The organism is Bacillus sp. LM 4-2 (genome assembly GCF_000978495.1).
Taxonomy (GTDB): Bacteria; Bacillota; Bacilli; order Bacillales; family Bacillaceae; genus Bacillus; species Bacillus subtilis.
Window position 1 is genome coordinate 1,125,495 of record NZ_CP011101.1, and the last position, 19,700, is coordinate 1,145,194.

At 45.5% G+C, this 19,700-nt stretch carries 21 protein-coding genes and 1 pseudogene; 9 read left to right on the forward strand and 13 right to left on the reverse strand.

Features of this window, described 5'->3' with window-relative positions:
* Position 1: 1 nt before the first annotated feature.
* The 8 genes from bslm_RS05650 to bslm_RS05685 all read right to left on the reverse strand — a co-directional run bounded on the left by bslm_RS05650 (position 2) and on the right by bslm_RS05685 (position 3,597).
* Entirely contained in the window at positions 2-220 is a 219-nt protein-coding gene (locus bslm_RS05650) for a spore germination protein (protein WP_003233096.1), read from the reverse strand.
* Between the two features lie 31 nt (positions 221-251).
* Positions 252-653, reverse strand: a complete 402-nt coding sequence (locus bslm_RS05655) for a spore germination protein GerPE (protein ID WP_010886467.1) — start codon at positions 651-653, stop codon at positions 252-254.
* Entirely contained in the window at positions 653-829 is a 177-nt protein-coding gene (gerPD, locus tag bslm_RS05660; protein WP_003233093.1) for a spore germination protein GerPD, read from the reverse strand. The genes bslm_RS05655 and gerPD overlap by 1 nt, the downstream gene beginning before the upstream one ends.
* Entirely contained in the window at positions 826-1,443 is a 618-nt protein-coding gene (gerPC, locus tag bslm_RS05665) for a spore germination protein GerPC (RefSeq protein ID WP_015252404.1), read from the reverse strand. The genes gerPD and gerPC overlap by 4 nt, the downstream gene beginning before the upstream one ends.
* Before the next feature lie 22 nt (positions 1,444-1,465).
* Complete coding sequence (gene gerPB, locus bslm_RS05670; RefSeq protein ID WP_003233090.1) at positions 1,466-1,699, reverse strand: spore germination protein GerPB; 234 nt, start codon at positions 1,697-1,699, stop codon at positions 1,466-1,468.
* Between the two features lie 14 nt (positions 1,700-1,713).
* A complete protein-coding gene (locus bslm_RS05675; RefSeq protein WP_003233088.1) occupies positions 1,714-1,935 on the reverse strand; it encodes a spore germination protein in 222 nt (73 codons plus the stop codon).
* Positions 1,936-2,357: 422 nt separating this feature from the next.
* Entirely contained in the window at positions 2,358-2,528 is a 171-nt protein-coding gene (gene yisI / locus bslm_RS05680; RefSeq protein WP_003233086.1) for an aspartyl-phosphate phosphatase YisI, read from the reverse strand.
* 145 nt (positions 2,529-2,673) lie between these two features.
* Positions 2,674-3,597, reverse strand: coding sequence for a CotH kinase family protein (locus bslm_RS05685; protein ID WP_046380911.1), 924 nt, complete (start codon positions 3,595-3,597; stop codon positions 2,674-2,676).
* A 154-nt stretch (positions 3,598-3,751) separates the two neighbouring features.
* On the opposite strand from bslm_RS05685, the gene bslm_RS05690 reads away from it, so the two are divergent.
* The 3 genes from bslm_RS05690 to wprA all read left to right on the forward strand — a co-directional run bounded on the left by bslm_RS05690 (position 3,752) and on the right by wprA (position 7,981).
* Positions 3,752-4,657 (forward strand): fumarylacetoacetate hydrolase family protein, encoded by a 906-nt coding sequence (locus bslm_RS05690; protein ID WP_003233084.1) that lies wholly within the window; start codon positions 3,752-3,754, stop codon positions 4,655-4,657.
* Between the two features lie 115 nt (positions 4,658-4,772).
* On the forward strand, positions 4,773-5,129 hold the full coding sequence (locus bslm_RS05695) for a YisL family protein (protein WP_024573535.1): 357 nt from the start codon (positions 4,773-4,775) through the stop codon (positions 5,127-5,129).
* 167 nt (positions 5,130-5,296) lie between these two features.
* Positions 5,297-7,981 carry a cell wall-associated protease WprA gene (wprA, locus tag bslm_RS05700; protein ID WP_046380912.1) on the forward strand — a complete coding sequence of 895 codons (2,685 nt, stop codon included), beginning with the start codon at positions 5,297-5,299 and terminating at the stop codon, positions 7,979-7,981.
* A 30-nt stretch (positions 7,982-8,011) separates the two neighbouring features.
* On the opposite strand, the gene bslm_RS05705 is transcribed toward wprA, so the two are convergent.
* On the reverse strand, positions 8,012-8,593 hold the full coding sequence (locus bslm_RS05705) for a DUF2777 domain-containing protein (RefSeq protein WP_080481060.1): 582 nt from the start codon (positions 8,591-8,593) through the stop codon (positions 8,012-8,014).
* 145 nt (positions 8,594-8,738) lie between these two features.
* On the opposite strand from bslm_RS05705, the gene asnB reads away from it, so the two are divergent.
* A complete protein-coding gene (gene asnB / locus bslm_RS05710) occupies positions 8,739-10,583 on the forward strand; it encodes an asparagine synthase (glutamine-hydrolyzing) (RefSeq protein ID WP_029726288.1) in 1,845 nt (614 codons plus the stop codon).
* A 129-nt stretch (positions 10,584-10,712) separates the two neighbouring features.
* On the opposite strand, the gene bslm_RS05715 is transcribed toward asnB, so the two are convergent.
* Positions 10,713-11,192: a DinB family protein gene (locus tag bslm_RS05715; protein ID WP_080481035.1), complete on the reverse strand. Its 480-nt coding sequence runs from the start codon at positions 11,190-11,192 to the stop codon at positions 10,713-10,715.
* A gap of 231 nt (positions 11,193-11,423) precedes the next feature.
* Here bslm_RS05715 and farP point away from each other — a divergent pair.
* A pseudogene (farP, locus tag bslm_RS05720) lies at positions 11,424-12,249 on the forward strand (farnesyl diphosphate phosphatase).
* A 29-nt stretch (positions 12,250-12,278) separates the two neighbouring features.
* Here the strand turns inward: farP and bslm_RS05725 are convergent.
* A complete protein-coding gene (locus bslm_RS05725; protein WP_014476390.1) occupies positions 12,279-13,646 on the reverse strand; it encodes an MATE family efflux transporter in 1,368 nt (455 codons plus the stop codon).
* 123 nt (positions 13,647-13,769) lie between these two features.
* On the opposite strand from bslm_RS05725, the gene bslm_RS05730 reads away from it, so the two are divergent.
* The 3 genes from bslm_RS05730 (at position 13,770) to iolX (ending at position 16,901) form a co-directional block, all read left to right on the forward strand.
* Positions 13,770-14,633: an AraC family transcriptional regulator gene (locus tag bslm_RS05730; RefSeq protein WP_003245539.1), complete on the forward strand. Its 864-nt coding sequence runs from the start codon at positions 13,770-13,772 to the stop codon at positions 14,631-14,633.
* Between the two features lie 17 nt (positions 14,634-14,650).
* Complete coding sequence (gene degA / locus bslm_RS05735) at positions 14,651-15,664, forward strand: transcriptional regulator DegA (RefSeq protein WP_046380916.1); 1,014 nt, start codon at positions 14,651-14,653, stop codon at positions 15,662-15,664.
* A gap of 208 nt (positions 15,665-15,872) precedes the next feature.
* On the forward strand, positions 15,873-16,901 hold the full coding sequence (gene iolX, locus bslm_RS05740; RefSeq protein WP_046380917.1) for a scyllo-inositol 2-dehydrogenase: 1,029 nt from the start codon (positions 15,873-15,875) through the stop codon (positions 16,899-16,901).
* A gap of 51 nt (positions 16,902-16,952) precedes the next feature.
* On the opposite strand, the gene bslm_RS05745 is transcribed toward iolX, so the two are convergent.
* Together bslm_RS05745 and bslm_RS05750 are read right to left on the reverse strand one after the other, a co-directional pair.
* A complete protein-coding gene (locus tag bslm_RS05745; RefSeq protein WP_029317591.1) occupies positions 16,953-17,462 on the reverse strand; it encodes a DinB family protein in 510 nt (169 codons plus the stop codon).
* Positions 17,463-17,511: 49 nt separating this feature from the next.
* Positions 17,512-18,174, reverse strand: coding sequence for a LysE family transporter (locus bslm_RS05750; RefSeq protein WP_080481034.1), 663 nt, complete (start codon positions 18,172-18,174; stop codon positions 17,512-17,514).
* 66 nt (positions 18,175-18,240) lie between these two features.
* Between bslm_RS05750 and bslm_RS05755 the strand changes: the two genes are divergently transcribed.
* Positions 18,241-19,695 carry an aminotransferase-like domain-containing protein gene (locus tag bslm_RS05755; RefSeq protein ID WP_080481033.1) on the forward strand — a complete coding sequence of 485 codons (1,455 nt, stop codon included), beginning with the start codon at positions 18,241-18,243 and terminating at the stop codon, positions 19,693-19,695.
* Positions 19,696-19,700 lie beyond the last annotated feature (5 nt).

Sequence of the window (19,700 nt, forward strand, 5' to 3'; positions counted from 1 at the left end):
TTTATCCGTTTCCAACCATATCCTGATCGTTGACATCGGGGTCTATATAATTTGTCGCGTTGACTGCGTTATTTAATAGAAGGAAATCTCCCGTGTTTCCTGCTCCCGAACCGAGCGCAGATTTTGAAGAGCTTTTCGGAGAAAGGTAAAAGGAATCACCAAAGTTTACGACTCCGCCCGATATGGAATTGATAGCTATAGGCCCGACAATTGCTGGCATAAACGACACCCTTTATCGAAGTCTCTGTTTATTATATGTTCTTGGCGGGCGATTGTGAGCGCGGAGACTGAATCTGTCTGATATGTTTGAGTCTCGCATCACCGCGAATAAGCGAAGCTGATCCGGCATGTAAAACAGAAGAGGCTGAGACCCCTTGAATTTTGATGCTGCGAACATAAATAGCCGGCACCTCGTGGCAAAAAGCGCTTTGTACACCTGTTTCGGGGAGCGGCTTCACGGCCTGCTGCTGAAAGATCTGATACTCCTTTTTGTTAAATGAGCCTTCATTATGGTAAAACGTGGACAGAGAACGCTGCACAGCAAATACTTTTACACTCATATCGATTTCATTTGTGTCGCCAACTTGAAACACACTTGCGATCCCGAGGGAATTAAACTTAACTAGTCTGATGCGCGATATGCGTTTAAGCATTATTCTGGCGCAAGCGGAGCAAACGGCCCAATAATAAGAGATTCAGGCGGTGTATCAAAAATAGAAGACAGGTAAATGGATTCAGTGTCTCCGATGTGGAAAACGGAGGAACTGGACACACCGTTCATCCGGATGTCCCCGACTTCCAAGCTGCGGTTGATGACTGTAAAGATCATGCTTGCTCATCTCCTTTCATTTCTGATGGAATATGCTCCAGAAAGTGTTCTACAGCGCGGATGACATCACGCTTCACATGCTCAGCGATATGTTCTGCATATTGTGCAGGCGGTGTATGTTCTTCTTTTTTGATATGGGACATATAATAATGGATTCGGCTGTCCATTTGTTTTCTGATGTCTTCAATAACATGATGTCTGTTTGTATCGTCAAGTCTGCTGTCATATTGGTTTTCAAGCTGTTCCAAAATATCTGGGATTTCCTCGGTTAAGTACATGTCGACATTCTGGCGGATCTGCTGCATGAGCTGAGCGCTCTCTTCCTGCTGCATCATCCCGATTTGCGGTGTCGACTGGCTGACGTCAAAGTTTTGGACGCTGTTCGGGTCAGTCGGATTTAAACCGATGTTCAAAGTCCCGTCGAGCCTTTCGATTTTCAGCTGATCAAATTTATACTCCACACGCTCAATGGTAGTGGCCGGCCGCTGTTTCATCGTATTCATTTCAGTTTGAATCTCTTTCAGCTGACGTTCGAGCTGCTGAATGTGAATCGCCTGCTGCTGAACGAAGGAATTCAAGTTTTGCAGGTAAGAGGAAACAGATTGATCATACATGTTCTTCACCTCTTTCATATGATTAACGGCCAGGAGGCTGGAGCGGGACCAATGAACCTGTGTCGGGCTCCTGCAGCTGGAGCGGTTGCCCTGAGCCAGAAACTTCTGGTGCCGGTTCTACATAGCTTCCTGTATTATACAAATTTGACAGTGACTTAATTGATCCGGCGCTCCCGATTTGCAGAATGGAGGAGTTGCTGATTGATTCCAGCCGGAGATAGTTGATTTGAATGGTTTGATTAATATAGAAGTTCATGAGCCTCACTCCTTTTACGCATTGGCCACGATCGGCTGATCAACCGCATCATTGTCATACACATTCGTCGCGTTTTGATAATTCATCACCTTGAGGCTGTCGCCGGTATTAAAGCTGCCAGCACCGGCAAACGTTCTGACCTGAGCCTGAGGAGAAATCGTAATGCAGTCCCCGATGTGAACGACTCCGCTCGTACCAATCGCATTAATTTTAAACGCTCCGACAATGGCCGGCATACGAGCACATCCTTTGTTGAAAAATTAAAAAAAGACAGGTAAAGTGAAATGACAATTCTGATTTCAATTGGGCTATTCACGATAGCTTATGACAAACGCACATATGTGTGAGAGAAATTTAAAGGGGACATATCGGCTCTTTATGAAAGCGTTTTATTTTTTCGGGCCGTTATGTTTAAACATGGCAAAAGAGGATGTTGGGTATAAATTGAGCGGAAATGCGGCGAAGGATGCCGCTATCCGCCTATGGTGATTTTTGTTTATTTCTTTGGTGTTTTTGCGTGTAGAATGCTTTTTGGAGTATGTCGTGCTGCGGTATTCGATTTTTGGGCGGGCACATTCTCGCCCTGAGGTATATCCCAGAAGTGCTGAGCAAAAAGCGGAGTTACATGTGGTGTATTCTAATTGTTATAGAAAATGATTTACATACGGGAGTTTTCAAGATATCTCCCAAAAATCATTTCTTCTTTAATCCGGGTATTCAGCAGGATATCCAGCTCTTGGCTGCATTGAATCGTTTCTTTTGAATTCATGCCATATTTTTGTGCGGTTTCAATTAGTGTGATCCTCATTTCTTCAATTTTACTGTTCATTACGCTATCTCCAATTCTAGATTTTATTTTGATATAAATACAGGATATCGTTAGTATAACCTATTTTGGCTCAAAAGGTTGCCTTTCGTCAATTTGACTAAAAAAGCGACAATTTTTGCTGCGGCCTTTTTTAATGGAGAAAGGACTAAAGTCTTGCTAAGTGTGTTTGCAAAAAGTCCTGCCGTTCCTCAATTTCTCTAAGTATGTTTGTCTGCTCCTTTTCGATCTGAAAGGGGCTTTTTTTGATAAAAGGATCATCAGCAGCACTTTGACAAATGTCAAGGTGCCATTCGTTGATGAGAGGAGATAATCGTTCAATAGTAAACGACCGCTTCAGCACGTTTTTCATTAATGTGTGATATTGCGACCGGAAGGCGGGAATGGATAGAAGCCTTGACGAAAGCGTCTTTCCTTTTGTCAGAAGCGGGTCTTCGTCATACCATTCTTGTACGGCAAGCGATCTTGTCTCTATCGGGGAAACGTAAAGCCGGCCGGATTCGTTTAAACAAAATGTGTAGTAAAAGCCTTGATTGGTGCAGGCGTTGCCGATCAGCCACAAAAAAAACAGCTTGACATCCAGATACAATTTAATCCTTTCAGCCAATTCGTCATCTCCGGCTGTGCGGATCAGTATGAAAAATTCATGTAAGAATGCCGAGGAATCACTGTTAAAAAGGGACAACGGAACCCTTGGATCGGCCGTCTTCACTCCGTAACTCGTTTTACTGGCTGGCTGATGGTTCTTGATGTTCAAATAAATGCCTTCAGGCTGGCCATTGATGGTCAGAAAGCTGTACGAGGCAACGGGAGCAGGTACGCCGATCTGGTCAAAAAAACAATAGGCGAGTCTGCGCCGCATGAGGGACGGATCATCCTGTTCTGCATTCAAAAAAAGTGTCCTTTCACCAAGCAGAGACTTTTCCCAGCTGATTTCATAGGATGCCTTTTCCGCTCTGTCACGCTGTGTGAGAAGAATGGGAGAAACAGATCGATCTGTTACGAAAAGCCCCTTGGCAGTACCTTTCCTTTTCAGCTGCTCCCGATGAAAAAATAAATGCACGCGCTCCATATTCTTTCCTCCTTCTCAAAACGACATTTGTATGATATGTAGAGCAAGCCCGTCCTGAAACGAAATGAAAACGGAATCGAGAAAAAGGGATTTCAGCATTCGACAGAGAATACATGAAGGAGCATTCTGATTTAAAAGATGATGGAGGAATAACATGAAATTTGCGACAGGGGAACTTTACAACCGAATGTTTGTCGGCCTGATCATTGACGATGAGAAAATTATGGATTTGCAGAAGGCTGAAAAAAAACTGTTTGAACTTGAGACGATTCCGGGATCGCTGATTGAATGTATCGCAGAAGGGGATAAATTCGTTGCGCATGCAAGGCAGCTGGCCGAGTGGGCAAAGAAACCGAATGATGAGCTGGGATCATTTATGTATTCATTATCTGAGGTGAAGCTCCATGCACCCATTCCGAAGCCATCAAAAAATATCATCTGCATCGGTAAAAACTACCGGGATCACGCGATTGAAATGGGGAGCGAGGCTGATATTCCGGAGCATCCGATGGTATTTACAAAATCACCGGTAACGGTTACGGGGCATGGTGATATCGTAAAGAGCCATGAAGAGGTTACCTCTCAGCTTGATTATGAGGGAGAACTTGCTGTCGTGATCGGAAAAAGCGGGACCCGCATTTCAAAAGAAGATGCATATGACCATGTTTTCGGATATACGATTGTGAATGATATCACGGCGCGTGATCTGCAAAAAAGGCATAAGCAGTTTTTTATCGGAAAAAGCTTGGATACGACATGTCCGATGGGGCCCGTGCTTGTACATAAATCAACGATTCAGGAGCCAGAGCGCCTCAAGGTTGAAACAAGAGTCAACGGCGAGCTGCGCCAATCCGGTTCGGCAAGCGATATGATCTTTTCCATTCCGGAATTAATTGAAACCCTCTCAAAGGGGATGACGCTTGAAGCGGGCGACATCATTGCCACCGGTACGCCGTCTGGTGTCGGCAAGGGGTTTACGCCTCCAAAATTCTTGCGGTCAGGTGACAAAATTGATATTACAATTGACCCGATCGGAACGCTGTCAAACCAAATTGGCTGAATAAAACTGGAGGGCGGACCCGGACCCGCCCGTTTTTTCTGACAATCATCTTTGTGGCAGAGGACAAGTTCATGGTACTATAAGTGGGGTAATTTATCTGATAGGGGGAACATATATGACACACCTACATATTACAACATGGGTGGTAGCGCTGATTCTGCTTTTCGTCAGCTACTCGCTGTATTCGTCAGGAAGTGCAAAGGGCGCAAAAATCACTCATATGATTCTGCGGTTATTCTATATCCTTATTATTTTGACAGGAGCTGAGCTGTTTGTCCGTTTCGCCAACTGGAACGGAGAATACGCCGGCAAAATGATTCTGGGCATTATCACCATCGGCCTGATGGAAATGCTCCTCATCCGCAAGAAAAAAGAAAAATCAACAGGAGGCCTGTGGATCGGCTTCGTCGTTGTCCTTTTGCTGACAGTGCTGCTCGGTCTGCATTTGCCAATCGGTTTTCAATTGTTTTAATAGAAAAACCTATGAACCCGGCTCTTTGATAGAGTTGGGTTTTTTTATATTTATCCCCTTATATTCCAAATCATTTAAAATAACCTTAAAATTCCCTGTAAGCGGTATCTCGTCCTATGAAATTATGATACCTTCAAGGAGATTCATTATTTTGCAGGAGGGATAACATGAAACGCAGAAAATTCAGCTCGGTTGTGGCGGCAGTGCTTATTTTTGCACTGATTTTCAGCCTTTTTTCTCCGGGAACCAAAGCTGCAGCGGCCGGCGCGATCGATCAGGCGGCTGCTCTGGAAAACGGCAAAGAGCAGACAGGCGCCATGAAGGAGCCGGAACAGGTGAAATGGTACAAAGTGACCCCGGGAGCAACGGATATTCAGAAAAACTCACATATGGCACTGACCGTAAAGAGTGATTCAGTACTGAATGTATCTGTATATCCAAGTAAGGAAAAAGCGCTTAAAGATGAGACGTTTGAGATGTACCGTTCTTTCACAGCGGAGGATGGAAAAAGCGAAGTCATTTTTCCATACGCGTGGAGCGGCCCTTACTATGTAAAAGTTGAATACCTCGGAGAAGAAGAGCCAGAGGACGGCGGAACGGCAGAAGCAGCTGCAGAAGCCAAGTATACGATTGGGTATAAAGGCACCAAAAAACAGCCGTCAGATTTAGAAGAGGAAGAAGCTTGTCCGGTTGAAATGAGTGTCGATCAGAAGAAATCAGGAAAAGGCATCCTGGATAAGTTGAGATCGATTCGTGATGAGCAGCTGAGCCAAACAGCAGAAGGCAAAGAACTGACAAGCCTTTATTACAAAGCAGCACCGTTTATCGTTGCAAAACTCGCATTAAATAAAACAGCAAGAAATGAAATCTATCAGGATCTTGTGACATTAAAGCCGTTATTTGACGATGTGTCAGAAAACGGAGCATCATCTTCGCATAAGGTCACTGAAAAGGATCAAAAAGCAATCAACCGGCTATATGATAAAGCTTTACAATCAGTCCCGTCATTCCTTAAAGAGGAGATAAAGAAACAAGCGGACCGACTAAATATGAAGCAGCTGCAAGGCAAAACAGCCGGAGCCATTTTAACAGAAAACAATATTGCAGCAAAAAGTGAAGTTCAGACAACAAAGGTTATTTTCAAGGTGAAGGACAATAAAAGCCTCTCATCCGTACATAATGAAATGAAGGGCTTTTCTGCAAGCGCGCAATCGAAAAAAGACATATCCAATGTGAAAAAGGCAAAGAAACTGTTTGACAATCTGTATTCATTTGAACTTCCGAAAGACGAGAAACAGAACGGCGCATATACGGCAAGCGCCAAAAGGGTCAAAAGCGCTGCTGCGACACTATCCAAGATGTCCAATGTAGAGTTTGCGGAACCCGTGCAGGAATACAAAAGCCTGGCAAACGACATTCAGTACCCTTATCAATGGCCGCTTAAAAACAACGGTGAAAACGGGGGTGTCAAAAATGCGGATGTGAAATATGAGCCTGCCAACACATTGCTGTCCAAACGCAAGCTTAACGATACACTCATTGCAGTAGTAGACACAGGCGTAGACAGCACGCTTGCTGATTTAAAAGGAAAAGTAAGAACAGATCTCGGACACAATTTTGTCGGACGGAATAACAATGCAATGGATGATCAGGGGCATGGGACGCATGTCGCAGGCATTATTGCGGCCCAAAGCGATAACGGCTATTCAATGACTGGATTGAATGCCAAAGCAAAAATCATCCCGGTAAAAGTGCTTGATTCCGCAGGTTCCGGAGATACTGAACAAATTGCTCTCGGCATCAAATATGCTGCTGACAAAGGAGCAAAGGTGATTAATTTAAGTTTAGGCGGAGGCTACAGCCGCGTGCTTGAATTTGCTTTGAAGTACGCAGCTGACAAAAATGTCTTGATTGCCGCAGCCAGCGGGAATGATGGAGAAAATGCCTTATCTTATCCAGCATCTTCTAAATATGTGATGTCAGTCGGCGCAACGAACCGCATGGATATGACCGCTGATTTCTCTAACTATGGAAAAGGTCTGGACATCTCTGCTCCAGGGTCTGATATCCCGAGCTTAGTACCGAACGGAAATGTCACGTACATGAGCGGAACGTCTATGGCGACGCCGTATGCTGCCGCTGCTGCAGGATTGCTGTTTGCTCAAAATCCTAAGCTGAAAAGAACAGAAGTTGAGGATATGTTGAAAAAGACGGCAGATGACATTTCCTTTGAAAGTGTCGATGGCGGAGAAGAAGAGTTGTATGACGATTATGGCGATCCGATTGAAATTCCGAAGACACCTGGTGTAGACTGGCATTCAGGCTACGGGCGGCTGAATGTCATGAAGGCTGTCAGCGCAGCTGATTTACAGCTTAAGGTCAACAAGCTGGAAAGCACTCAAACAGCTGTCAGAGGAAACGCGAAGGAAGGCACACTTATCGAGGTGATGAACGGCAAAAAGAAACTCGGCAGCGCCAAAGCCGGAAAAGACAATGCGTTCAAGGTCAATATCGCGACTCAAAAACAGGATCAAGTACTGTATGTGAAAGCAACAAAAGGCGATGCGAAAACATCGTATAAAGTTGTCGTCGTCAAAGGAAAACCTTCCGGCACACCGAAAGTAAACGCGGTGAAAACGAAGGATACGGCAGTAAAAGGGAAGGCAAACAGCAAAGCGATGATCAGAGTGAAAAACAAATCAAAGAAAGTCATTGCTTCTGCCAAAGCTGACGCAAAAGGAACGTTTTCGGTGAAAATCAAAAAACAAAAAGCCGGAACGGTGCTGTACGTCACGGCTGCGGATACAGATAAAAAAGAAAGCAAGGAAGCAAAAGTGGTTGTTGAAAAGTAACCAAAAAGCGGTGCTCGATGCACCGCTTTTTTATTTGCGCCCCCGTTGGACTGCTGAATACATAATGGATCGCTTTCCGTTTGAAGCCGTCCATTCAAAACGGTCTCCTGTCCCTTCGCTGCTGTAGTGATGCTGCATCGCGCATTGTGCGGTGTCATTTGAAAAGTGATAAAAGGACACACCCTGCCCCGCCGAAGTATTCGAAAAGACTCCTTTATTATAAGAAAAGACGCAATCGAATACGGATAAGCCGAAGCTGTGCAAGTGCTGCAGAAATGCGAGAAAGGTTTCGTCGTCAAGCGAATCCAAAAGCGCCATGAGCGGCCGCTTGACTGATTTCTCATAGCGGATGCGTTCTCCGCCGGAAAGGGAGATGTTTTCTGCACCGCATGCCAAAACCAACTTGTCCTGAAAGCCGGCTTGCTCCCACTTTCCTTTATGATGGATCCAGATTGGGCTGTGTTGGAGAGTGTCCGCCAAAAGTATATCACCTTCACCGTTTTCGATTAAGCAGATGCCGTCTTCAATGAGGATGGTGCCGTATTCCCACTTTCGTTCCTCTGTATATAACAATTGTTTCCGTTTCATCCATGCTGTCTCCTTTTTCTTCATTCCTCTCTTTTCTTTCCAATTCAAGCCTGTCCCATACAACTCTTTTATGGACAAATCAACTATCTGCCTATAGATGCATAAACTTACTAAGGTGCTGAAAGAAACGAAATTGTTACGAAAGAAACGGGATTGGAGCTGATGTCACATGTGTGGAATTACGGGTTGGGTCGATTTTAAAAAGCAGCTCGTCCAGGAAAAACAAACGATGGACAGAATGACAGACACTCTTTCCAAACGAGGGCCTGATGATTCAAACGTTTGGGGGGAGCACCATGTTTTATTCGGACATAAAAGACTTGCAGTTGTTGATATTGAAGGAGGACGCCAGCCGATGGCGTGTACCTATAAAGGGGATACGTACACCATTATTTACAATGGCGAGCTGTATAACACGGAAGATTTGCGCAAAGAATTGCGGGCGCGGGGCCATCAATTCGAGCGTACGTCAGATACCGAGGTGCTTCTGCACAGCTACATCGAGTGGCAGGAAGACTGTGTCGACCATCTCAATGGCATATTCGCTTTCGCTGTGTGGGATGAAAAGCGTAATCTGCTGTTTGCCGCGAGAGACCGTCTCGGTGTAAAGCCGTTTTTTTACACGAAGGAAGGCTCTTCATTTCTCTTCGGGTCGGAAATCAAAGCAATCCTCGCGCACCCTGATATAAAAGCGCGAGTGGACAGAACGGGACTTTCTGAAATTTTCGGTCTTGGACCGTCCAGAACCCCGGGCACTGGCATATTTAAAGGTATAAAAGAAATCCGCCCGGCTCATGCGCTGACATTTTCCAAAGACGGACTTAATATTTGGCGTTATTGGAATGTTGAAAGCGAAAAACATACGGACAGTTTTGATGACACGGTTGCCAATGTCAGATCGTTATTTCAGGACGCGGTGACGCGGCAGCTTGTGTCGGATGTGCCTGTTTGCACATTCCTATCAGGCGGTCTGGACTCAAGCGCAATTACAGCGATTGCGGCGGGCCATTTTGAAAAGGAAGGAAAAGCACCGCTTCATACTTATTCGATTGATTACGAAGAGAACGATAAATTTTTTCAAGCAAGCGCTTTTCAGCCGAATGATGACGGACCATGGATTGAAAAAATGACAGAGGCTTTCGGCACAACGCACCACAAATGCGTCATCAGCCAAAAAGATCTCGTTGATCATTTGGAGGAAGCTGTACTGGTCAAAGACTTGCCGGGAATGGCGGATGTCGACTCATCCCTGCTGTGGTTTTGCCGGGAAATCAAAAAGGACTTTGTCGTCAGCCTATCGGGAGAGTGCGCGGATGAGATTTTCGGCGGGTACCCGTGGTTCCATACGGCAGATGTTGAGTCTGGCTTTCCATGGATGAGATCAACGGAGGAGCGGATCAAGCTGCTTTCTGACTCATGGCAGAAAAAATTGAATCTGAAAGAATACGTAAATGCCAAATATGAAGAAACCTTGGCAGAAACGCCATTATTAGATGGTGAAACGGGTGTGGATAAAGCAAGAAGACAGCTGTTCTATTTAAATATGCTTTGGTTTATGACGAACCTTTTGGATCGGAAGGATCGCATGAGCATGGGGGCGAGCCTGGAAGTGCGGGTGCCGTTCGCCGATCACCGGCTTGTGGAATATGTTTGGAATATTCCGTGGGAAATGAAAATGCATGATAATCGGGAAAAAGGCATTTTACGCAAAGCGCTTGAAGGTATTTTGCCTGATGACATTCTGTATCGCAAAAAAAGCCCGTATCCGAAAACACATCATCCGGAATATACAAAAGGCGTCAGCGAATGGCTGAAAACGATCAGAAGCCAAAAGGACTCCGTGCTCCATACCTTGCTGGACAGAAAACAATTAGATCAGCTTTTAGAAACGGAAGGCTCCTCCTTCAAGGTGCCGTGGTTCGGGCAGCTCATGAAGGGGCCCCAGCTGATCGCCCATCTTGCTCAAATTCATACATGGTTTGAAGCGTATCGCATTGATATTGACGAGAGGTAGGTTCAATACAAATGTGATTAAAAGCCAGAGATGTATAGATTTAAATAAGAAGGATAGATGAGCAGGGAAATATATGCTCTATCTATCCTTTTTTGTACAACAGCACTATCGAATTGCCCCCGCATTCCTTCAATAAGAATGAATAGGTTTTAATGTTCTGCCGATAAAACTAGCTGATACCGGGCTTAACTTTAATTCCCTAGCCCATACAGAAAGTTGACCAATATGGTGAATTTCGTGAGCGATGATATGGTGTAATATTTCATCTCGCGTATATAAAACACCTGTCTCCCAAGGAACGATTACAAGTTCATCTTTTATTTGATCTGAATGTGTTTGTAAAACATCAATTATTTCAGTTCGGAATGTATTTGAGAGAGATTTCACTTTATTGAGTGTTTGATAATCAGCGAACTGAACAGCGATATCTTCTTTTCCTTGGATAGCACGAATCCAACTATATTCCACATCAATAATATGAAAAAGGGTATATAAAATATTCTCTACTCCGCCAAGACGGTTTTTAAGTAATTCTTCAGTGGTTAGTTGATGACACCAAGTAAACCATTGATCTCTAACCTGCCAGTTATATTCAAAAAATTTTATCACTGAACTCACTCCAATACTATCATGTATCATAACAATTAGCCCTTTTTTCCGTGATTCCTCTATTATTGAAGTGATGATTGAGAAATGTTTACATTCTACCTGTTGTATGGCATTAAAAATAATAATGCATATCTCGTCGATGATGCTGTGCGTCTTGTTACTTTTACAAAGTAAGAATCGGCATTTTCTTCATATACAATTAGGAAAAAACATACTAGACTTGAAGAAGCAGTGATACATAGGAGTGAGAAAAATGAAAGAGATAAAAGAAGCTTACCAGCAATGCGGACAGATTGTTGGCGAATACGCGCCAGCCTGTTTCAAAGCATTATCATATCTCCCGCTAAAGCAAAGACAAGCCTCTTGGGCAGTATTGTCGTTTTGCCACACGGCGGCCAGTGCAGACGAAAAGGTATTGCCCGCATTTGAAGCTAAAGCTGATCATGTTTACCAAAGGACAAATAACGGTAATCAACATCTATGGAAGGCTTTTGATCATGCGTATCGGACCTTTACATTGGAAAGCGAACCTTTTCGGGAGTTTATTGCCGCACAAAAAGAAGACGCCAAGCCGTATGATGACCTTGATGAACTGCTCATGTACGCATATCGGACGGGCGGTGTTGCCGGATTGATGCTGCTGCCGATACTGACACGCCGAAAACAAGATCAGCTCAAACAAGCAGCCGTCTCTCTCGGCTTGGCCATACAGCTGGTTCGCTTCTTAAGTGATCTTGGCACAGATCAGCAAAAAAACCGCATTCCCCGTCAGGTAATGCAGCAATTCGGCTATACAGAGGCTGATCTCCAAAAAGGCACCGTAAATAAAGCGTTCACAATGACGTGGGAGTATATCGCTTTTGAAGCAGAAGCCTACCTTGAAGAGTGTCAGGATGCCTTGCCGCTATTTCCGCAGTATTCTCAAAAAACGGTGAAAGCCGCCCTTCATTTGCACCGGGCTGTTTTAGAAAAAATCCGGGCAAAGCAGCACGATGTATTTCAACATCACTTCGCTCTTACAGAGACCGAAGTGAAGCAGATTCTGTCTGATATCTAAAAAACACCCGGCCTTGATTGAGCCGGGTGTTACGCCATACCTTTTTGTATCCAGATACGTGAGCGCCATCTTCTGTACATTAAGATTCCCCGGACCCATTCATCCGCGATAAAAGAAATCCAAATGCCGGCAAGACCGAAACCGAGGTGGATGCCGAAAAGATAAGCAAGCGGGAGGCCGATGCCCCACATTGAAATCATTGCCATGTAAACCGGGAATTTCGCATCCCCCGCAGCCCGCAGAGAGTTAATGATAATGACATTAAACGAGCGGCCTGGTTCAAGGATAATGGTCATGGCAATCAATAGGCTTGCAGTTGCTATAATGTCAGGGCTTTGTGTGAAGAGTCCGATCAGGTCTTTTGAAAAGATCGTCATCAAAACAGAGGTAGCCGCAGCAATTCCGAGTGCCCAATATAAGCTCTTCATGCAGCGCTCATAAGCGGCATCAAATTGTTTGCCGCCGATATAACGGCCGATTAAGATTTGTGTACCCTGGCTGATCGCAGTGCCGAACAGCAAAATAAACATCGTAATATTTTGCGTATACACTTTTGTTGTCAACGCCTGCGCGCCCATGATGGCGATAAAATACGTGACAATCATTTGCGAAAGGTTGTATGAAAGCTGCTCTCCCGCAGAAGGTATGCCGATTTTCAGCAGCTTGCGCAAATGCTCTTTATGCATATGAAAGACTTTTTTCAGCGACATCTTCAGCTGAATGCGTTTGTTGACAATCACAATCATCGCGATTAATCCGATGACGCGGGCGATAGATGTAGACATCGCCACACCGGCAACGCCGAGAACAGGAAAGCCGAACAAACCAAAAATCACAACAAAGTTTCCGGCAATGTTTAAAATGTTCATGCCGATAGTGACAAACATTGTATCTTTTGTGTAGCCGTAGCTTTTTAAGATCGCGCTGAATGTCATGATTAAAGCCTGAATAAAGGACAGACCTCCGACAACTTGTAAAAAGACTTTCGCATCAGGCATCAGTGCGTTTGATAATCCCATCATATGAAGCAGAGGGACAGCCGCGAAAAAGACGACGGCGCTGATGGCCAGGCTGATGAAGAAGTTGGCGCCGATTGACACATAAGCGACTTCCATGGCTTCTTTCTTTTGCCGTGAGCCTAGAAATTGCGAAATGATAACGGTCGTTCCTGTTGCGATAAAGCTGAACATCACGATAATTAAATTTAAAATCTGGTTGCTGACGCCGACTGCTGCCACGCTGTTATCCGAGTATTGGCTGAGCATCAGTGTATCGGCATTACCCATAAACATATATAATGAGACCTCAATGAAGATCGGCCAAGTAAGCGAAAATAATGAGAACGTTTTGTCAGCGGGTTTTTTCAAAGCAGTTGATTTGAAGACAGCTTGTTTCATAGTGTCTAACCCCTTTCGTAAATAAAATCAACGTTTTAAAGTGTACCTCCATTTCCTTATAATAAAAAGGGATAGAAACGATACTTCTTGTAAAAATCCGACTTAAAAAGGAGGATGATTCAAATGCCTCGCATCCTGTTTACAGTCCCGCCTTTTCCGGTATTTATCGCAGCTGGGGAAGGGGTTTTTAAGAAAGGAGAAACCCATGTGAAACGTGTATTCTCCGTGTTTGATCTGATATATGTCAAACAGGGAACGTTATATATAACGGAAAATGAAACATCGTTTTCTGTTGAAGGCGGCGAGTACATCTTGCTTTCTCCCGGTCTTGAACACTACGGGACGAAGGGCAGTGATGAAGCAACCTCCTACTATTGGCTTCACTTCGATGAACATCGATATGAATTTACGGCAAAGGGAGGCAGCAACTGGTCTGAGCTTCAGCAGGAAAAAGGGAGCTTCGAAGAGCCGGCCCGCTACGGATTGGCCTTGCCGAGAAAAGGCAAGGTGCAGCGCCCGCAGTTTATGGCGCAGCAGTTTGAAAAGCTGATCGATTACTCCGCGGAAAACTCTGATTTGCCGCTCAGAAAGCAAATCTTATTTGAGGAACTGATGCTGCATCTTCAAAAAGAAGCGTTCCAAATACCGTCTGCGAAAGAGCGGGTTGCCTGGGAGGCGGCCCGGTACTTACAGGAGCACTATAAGGAAAAGACGACAATCAAGGATCTGTCGCTCGCCCTTCACTATCATCAGGATTATGTGAGCCGCTGCATGCAGCAGGTGCTCGGCGTAACTCCGGCACAATACACGAACCGGGTGAGAATGACGGAAGCGAAGCGTCTTTTATCCTCTACAAATGATAAAATGGGCGTTATTGCGGAAACGGTCGGAATGGAAGATCCGACATACTTTTCAAAACTCTTTAAGCAGATAGAAGGCATTTCACCAATTGAATACCGGAAAATTGTCAGCCGGAAAGTTCAATAACCAGACGAGGGATGAACATGAAAACAACAATTTACGATGTGGCTAAGGCGGCGGGTGTCTCGATCACAACTGTGTCCCGTGTGATAAACAATACGGGGAGAATCAGCGATAAAACACGGCAGAAGGTCATGAATGTCATGAATGAAATGGCATACACGCCCAATGTCCACGCCGCGGCGTTAACGGGAAAACGAACGAATATGATCGCTCTCGTGGCGCCTGATATTTCAAATCCGTTTTACGGCGAACTGGCCAAAAGCATTGAGGAAAGAGCGGATGAGCTCGGTTTTCAAATGTTGATTTGCAGCACCGATTACGATCCGAAAAAAGAAACAAAGTATTTTTCTGTGCTGAAACAGAAAAAGGTGGATGGCATTATTTTTGCAACAGGGATTGAAAGCCATGACAGTATGTCTGCTTTGGAGGAAATCGCCAGTGAACAAATTCCGATTGCCATGATTTCTCAGGATAAGCCGCTTCTTCCGATGGATATTGTTGTGATAGATGACGTTCGTGGCGGATATGAGGCTGCCAAGCATCTTCTGTCACTCGGCCACACGAACATCGCCTGCATTATCGGAGACGGGTCAACGACAGGCGAAAAAAATAGAATCAAAGGCTTCCGTCAGGCGATGGAGGAAGCGGGCGTGCCCATTGATGAATCACTTATCATCCAGACGCGGTTTTCCTTGGAAAGCGGCAAGGAAGAAGCGGGAAAATTGCTCGACAGAAACGCTCCGACTGCTATTTTTGCCTTCAACGACGTATTGGCTTGTGCCGCCATACAAGCTGCGAGAATAAGAAGCATAAAAGTGCCGGATGATCTTTCTATCATTGGTTTTGATAATACGATACTCGCAGAAATGGCGGCTCCGCCCCTGACAACCGTAGCCCAGCCGATAAAAGAGATGGGGCGGAGCGTCATCGAACTGCTGGCAGAAGCAATAGAGGGAAAACGAAAGGCGAAACAAAAAATAGTGCTCCCGCCTGAGCTTGTAGTCAGACATTCTACATCACCGCTCAACACATGAGCCCGCTAATGAGCGGGTTTTTTCATTAGGACAGTTGAAGCCAAAAAAACATATTGCGTGTAAACCAAAGGCAGTGTAAAATGAAACCATCTTTTGAGAAAGCGCTTGCGCAAAATGGCAGAGCGGATAGAACCGCTGTTTTTTTAGCTGTTAAGAGAAAACGCTTTCCCAAAGCGAGCCCGAAATGAGATAAAGGAGAGGATGGGACGTGGAACATCAAGTAAGGTGCGCAGTATTGGGATTAGGAAGGCTCGGTTATTATCATGCGAAAAATCTCGTCACTAGTGTGTCGGGGGCAAAGCTGGTTTGTGTCGGTGATCCGTTAAAAGGGAGAGCGGAGCAGGTTGCCAGAGAACTCGGTATCGAAAAATGGTCAGAGGACCCGTATGAAGTGTTAGAAGATACCGGCATTGACGCTGTCATTATCGTAACGCCGACAAGCACACATGGTGATATGATCATCAAAGCTGCCGAGAACGGCAAACAGATCTTTGTTGAAAAACCGCTGACATTAAGCCTTGAGGAATCTAGAGCAGTTTCTGAAAAAGTGCAGGAGACAGGTGTCATCTGCCAAGTCGGCTTTATGAGACGGTTCGATCCAGCATACGCAGATGCCAAACGACGGATCGACGCTGGAGAAATCGGCAAACCTATCTATTATAAAGGCTTTACGCGCGACCAAGGCGCGCCTCCCGCAGAATTTATCAAACACAGCGGTGGAATTTTTATCGACTGTTCCATCCATGACTATGATATTGCCCGTTATTTGCTAGGGGCGGAAATCACTTCTGTTTCAGGACACGGCAGGATTCTGAACAATCCGTTTATGGAGCAGTATGGCGATGTGGATCAGGCGCTGACGTATATTGAATTTGACTCCGGCGCAGCGGGGGACGTCGAGGCAAGCAGAACCTCTCCATACGGACATGACATCCGGGCGGAGGTGATCGGGACAGAGGGCAGTATTTTCATAGGGACATTGAGACATCAACATGTGACCATCCTATCGGCTAAAGGGAGCAGTTTTGATATCATTCCAGACTTTCAAACTCGTTTTCATGAAGCCTACTGCTTGGAGCTTCAGCATTTCGCCGAGTGTGTCCGGAATGGAAAAACACCGATTGTGACAGATATTGATGCGACGATCAATTTAGAAGTGGGTATCGCCGCAACCAATTCCTTTCGAAGCGGCAGGCCGGTACAGCTAGATGTGAAGCGCGCTTATACAGGTATGTAAAAGCTAATATGTTGCATTTTAGGCTTTCCGCAAAAAAAAGCAAGGACATTTTTAGCCCTTGCTTTCTCTTTTCTCATATAAATAGTACATATAATCAGTAGGTGCGCCAGAATGGCCCAGCTGTCTCAGCATGGCGGTTACGTTCCCTCTGTGGTAAGTGCCGTGATTGACGACATGCAGGATGGTGTCTGCATAGGTTGATTCCAGTGTACCTAGTTTCGGATGCTGCATTGTGAAGGTCTGTTCTAAGTCCGTCTGGCGGCTGAAGAAATCATGATACTGTGACTCCAGCTCGGCAGCGTGCTGTTTAATCGCTGCCATATTACCTTGCGCGGACTCTAATTTGCCTGCGCTGTCTATAATCTCTTGGTAGGCCACTCCCGAAAGAACATTCAGCCAAATGTAGTCAGCCCTGCACATATGAAGCAGCACGTCGCTGACAGAAGGAAATACGCTCTTTACTTCTTGATAGGCAGTTTCCTCCGGCAGGTTTTCGATATGGGTAAATATTTTCTTGTTTGCCCAAGAATGATAGTCATAAAACTGTTTTGCATCAGTCATCAGTATGCCCCCTTTTCTAAGAAATTCGTTTTTTTCATCTGTTTCTCCTTCAATTGCAAAAGAGTGACACCCCAAAATATCCTGCCGCTGCCCACATTACCGCTGCAGAGCATTTGTTTACGATCAGCATAAGCCTGCCGCTCGTATCTATCGTCTGAAACAACCGGCCCGCTATTGCAAGGCTGATGAACCAAATCCAAGACACAGCGATGCAGGCGGCCATAAAGAGCCATTTCTCAAGCCCCGAATATTGAAGAGAGCTCGTGCCGATGACGCCGATCGTGTCCAGAATGGCATGCGGGTTTAAAAGAGAAACAGCGGCCGCAAACGCAGCTTGCTTTTTTGGTGTGAACGTATGTTTCTCATTTTGGCTTGTGTTCGGACGGATGTTCCAAGTCACCCAGCCCATATAAAGCAAAAATAAAAATCCGCCGGCCATCATGACTGTCTCAAACACAGGCAGCTCCTGCACAATGACAGACACGCCCGCAACGGCTAATACGATTAACAAGGTATCGCAGACTGAAGCACTGATGACAGCTGGGAGAGCCCGCCAAATATGCTTTTGCCACGCGCCTTGCTGAAAAATAAACACATTCTGCACTCCCAGCGGCAAAATTAAGCCAAACGCGAGCACAATTCCGTGAATGATTGCATTCATGCTGAAAAAGCTCCTTTCACATTTTTTTTCAATCATAAGAGAGATTGTCACTAAAGTCTCCAGCCATTTGGTTGGGTTAGGAACCAGCCAAATGTATAATGTGTAAAAAAGGGGGGCATGACCTTGTCGCAATGGCAGCCAAGCCGAAAGTCGGATGTTCCGCTGCATCGGCAGATCGAACAATATATGAAAGACAAGATTCTTCACGGAGAGTGGGCTGTAGGGACGAAAATCCCCTCACAGAGAACGCTGGCCGACATGTTTCAAGTCAACCGCAGCACAGTCACAGCAGCCATAGATGAACTCACGTCTCAAGGCTTGTTAGAGGGAAGAAGAGGCGGCGGTACGAAGGTTGTAAACAGTACTTGGAGCGTGCTGGCGGCTGAGCCTCCGCTTGATTGGAGCGATTACGTCCGTTCGGGCATTCATCGCGCCAATTCTTCCATCATTCAAGCTATTAATCAGAACGAACCAAGAGCGGATATCATCAGATTAGGAACTGGAGAACTTTCACCGGATCTTGTGCCTGCTGACACAATTGGACGGATGTTTCAGCAAATCAATCCGGGCGCCCTGTCTTTAGGATATGAGCAGCCGAAAGGAAACCGTCAGCTGCGGGAGGCAGTGGCTGACCATTTAAAAGGAAAGAAGATCCATGTGTCACCGTCTGCAATTTTAATTGTGTCCGGTGCACTTCAGGCACTTCAGCTCATCTCAATTGGACTTTTAAAACGAGATTCTGTCATTTTGACGGAGAAGCCGTCCTACCTTCAATCCTTGCATGTATTTCAATCAGCTGGGATGCGGCTTCGCGGCTTGCCGATGGATGATGAAGGGGTCAAAGCGGGGCTTGTTTCTTCTAATCGAAAACAATATGGAGGACAGCTGCTTTACACGATTCCGTCGTTTCATAATCCGACAGGCACAGTCATGTCAGAGCAGCGAAGGAAAGAGATCATCAGCCTGTCAAAAAAAGAGCAGCTGCCCATCATTGAGGATGATGCGTACGGTGATTTATGGTTTGAAGAAAAACCTCCGCAGCCGTTGAAAGCAATGGATCATGAGGGCAATATTCTGTATCTGGGCACGTTTTCAAAAACGGTTAGCCCCGGTCTGCGAATCGGCTGGCTTGCCGGTCCGGAGCCGGTTATTGAAAGGTTGGCGGACATTAAAATGCAGACAGACTACGGATCAAGCGGCCTGTCCCAGTGGGCGGCTGCCGAGTGGCTGTCACAGGGGTATTATGAAGAGCATCTGACTTGGGTACGCAGGAAGCTTAAAGAAAGGAGAGACGCCGCCGTTCATTTTCTCGAGCGGTATGCCGGGGACATTGCCACGTGGCGGATTCCCGCAGGCGGCTTTTATATTTGGGTGACATTTCACAAAAACCTGCCTGTTAGCCGTTTCTTTTATGGATTGCTGAAACGGCAGGTGCTTGTGAATCCCGGCTACATTTATGACGGTGAAGACCGAAACAGCATCAGGCTGTCATATTCCTATGCATCTCTTGGAGATTTGGAAACTGGCATTAAAGCGGCAGCTGAAACAGCACGCCGCCTGATGATGTCCTAGGCTTT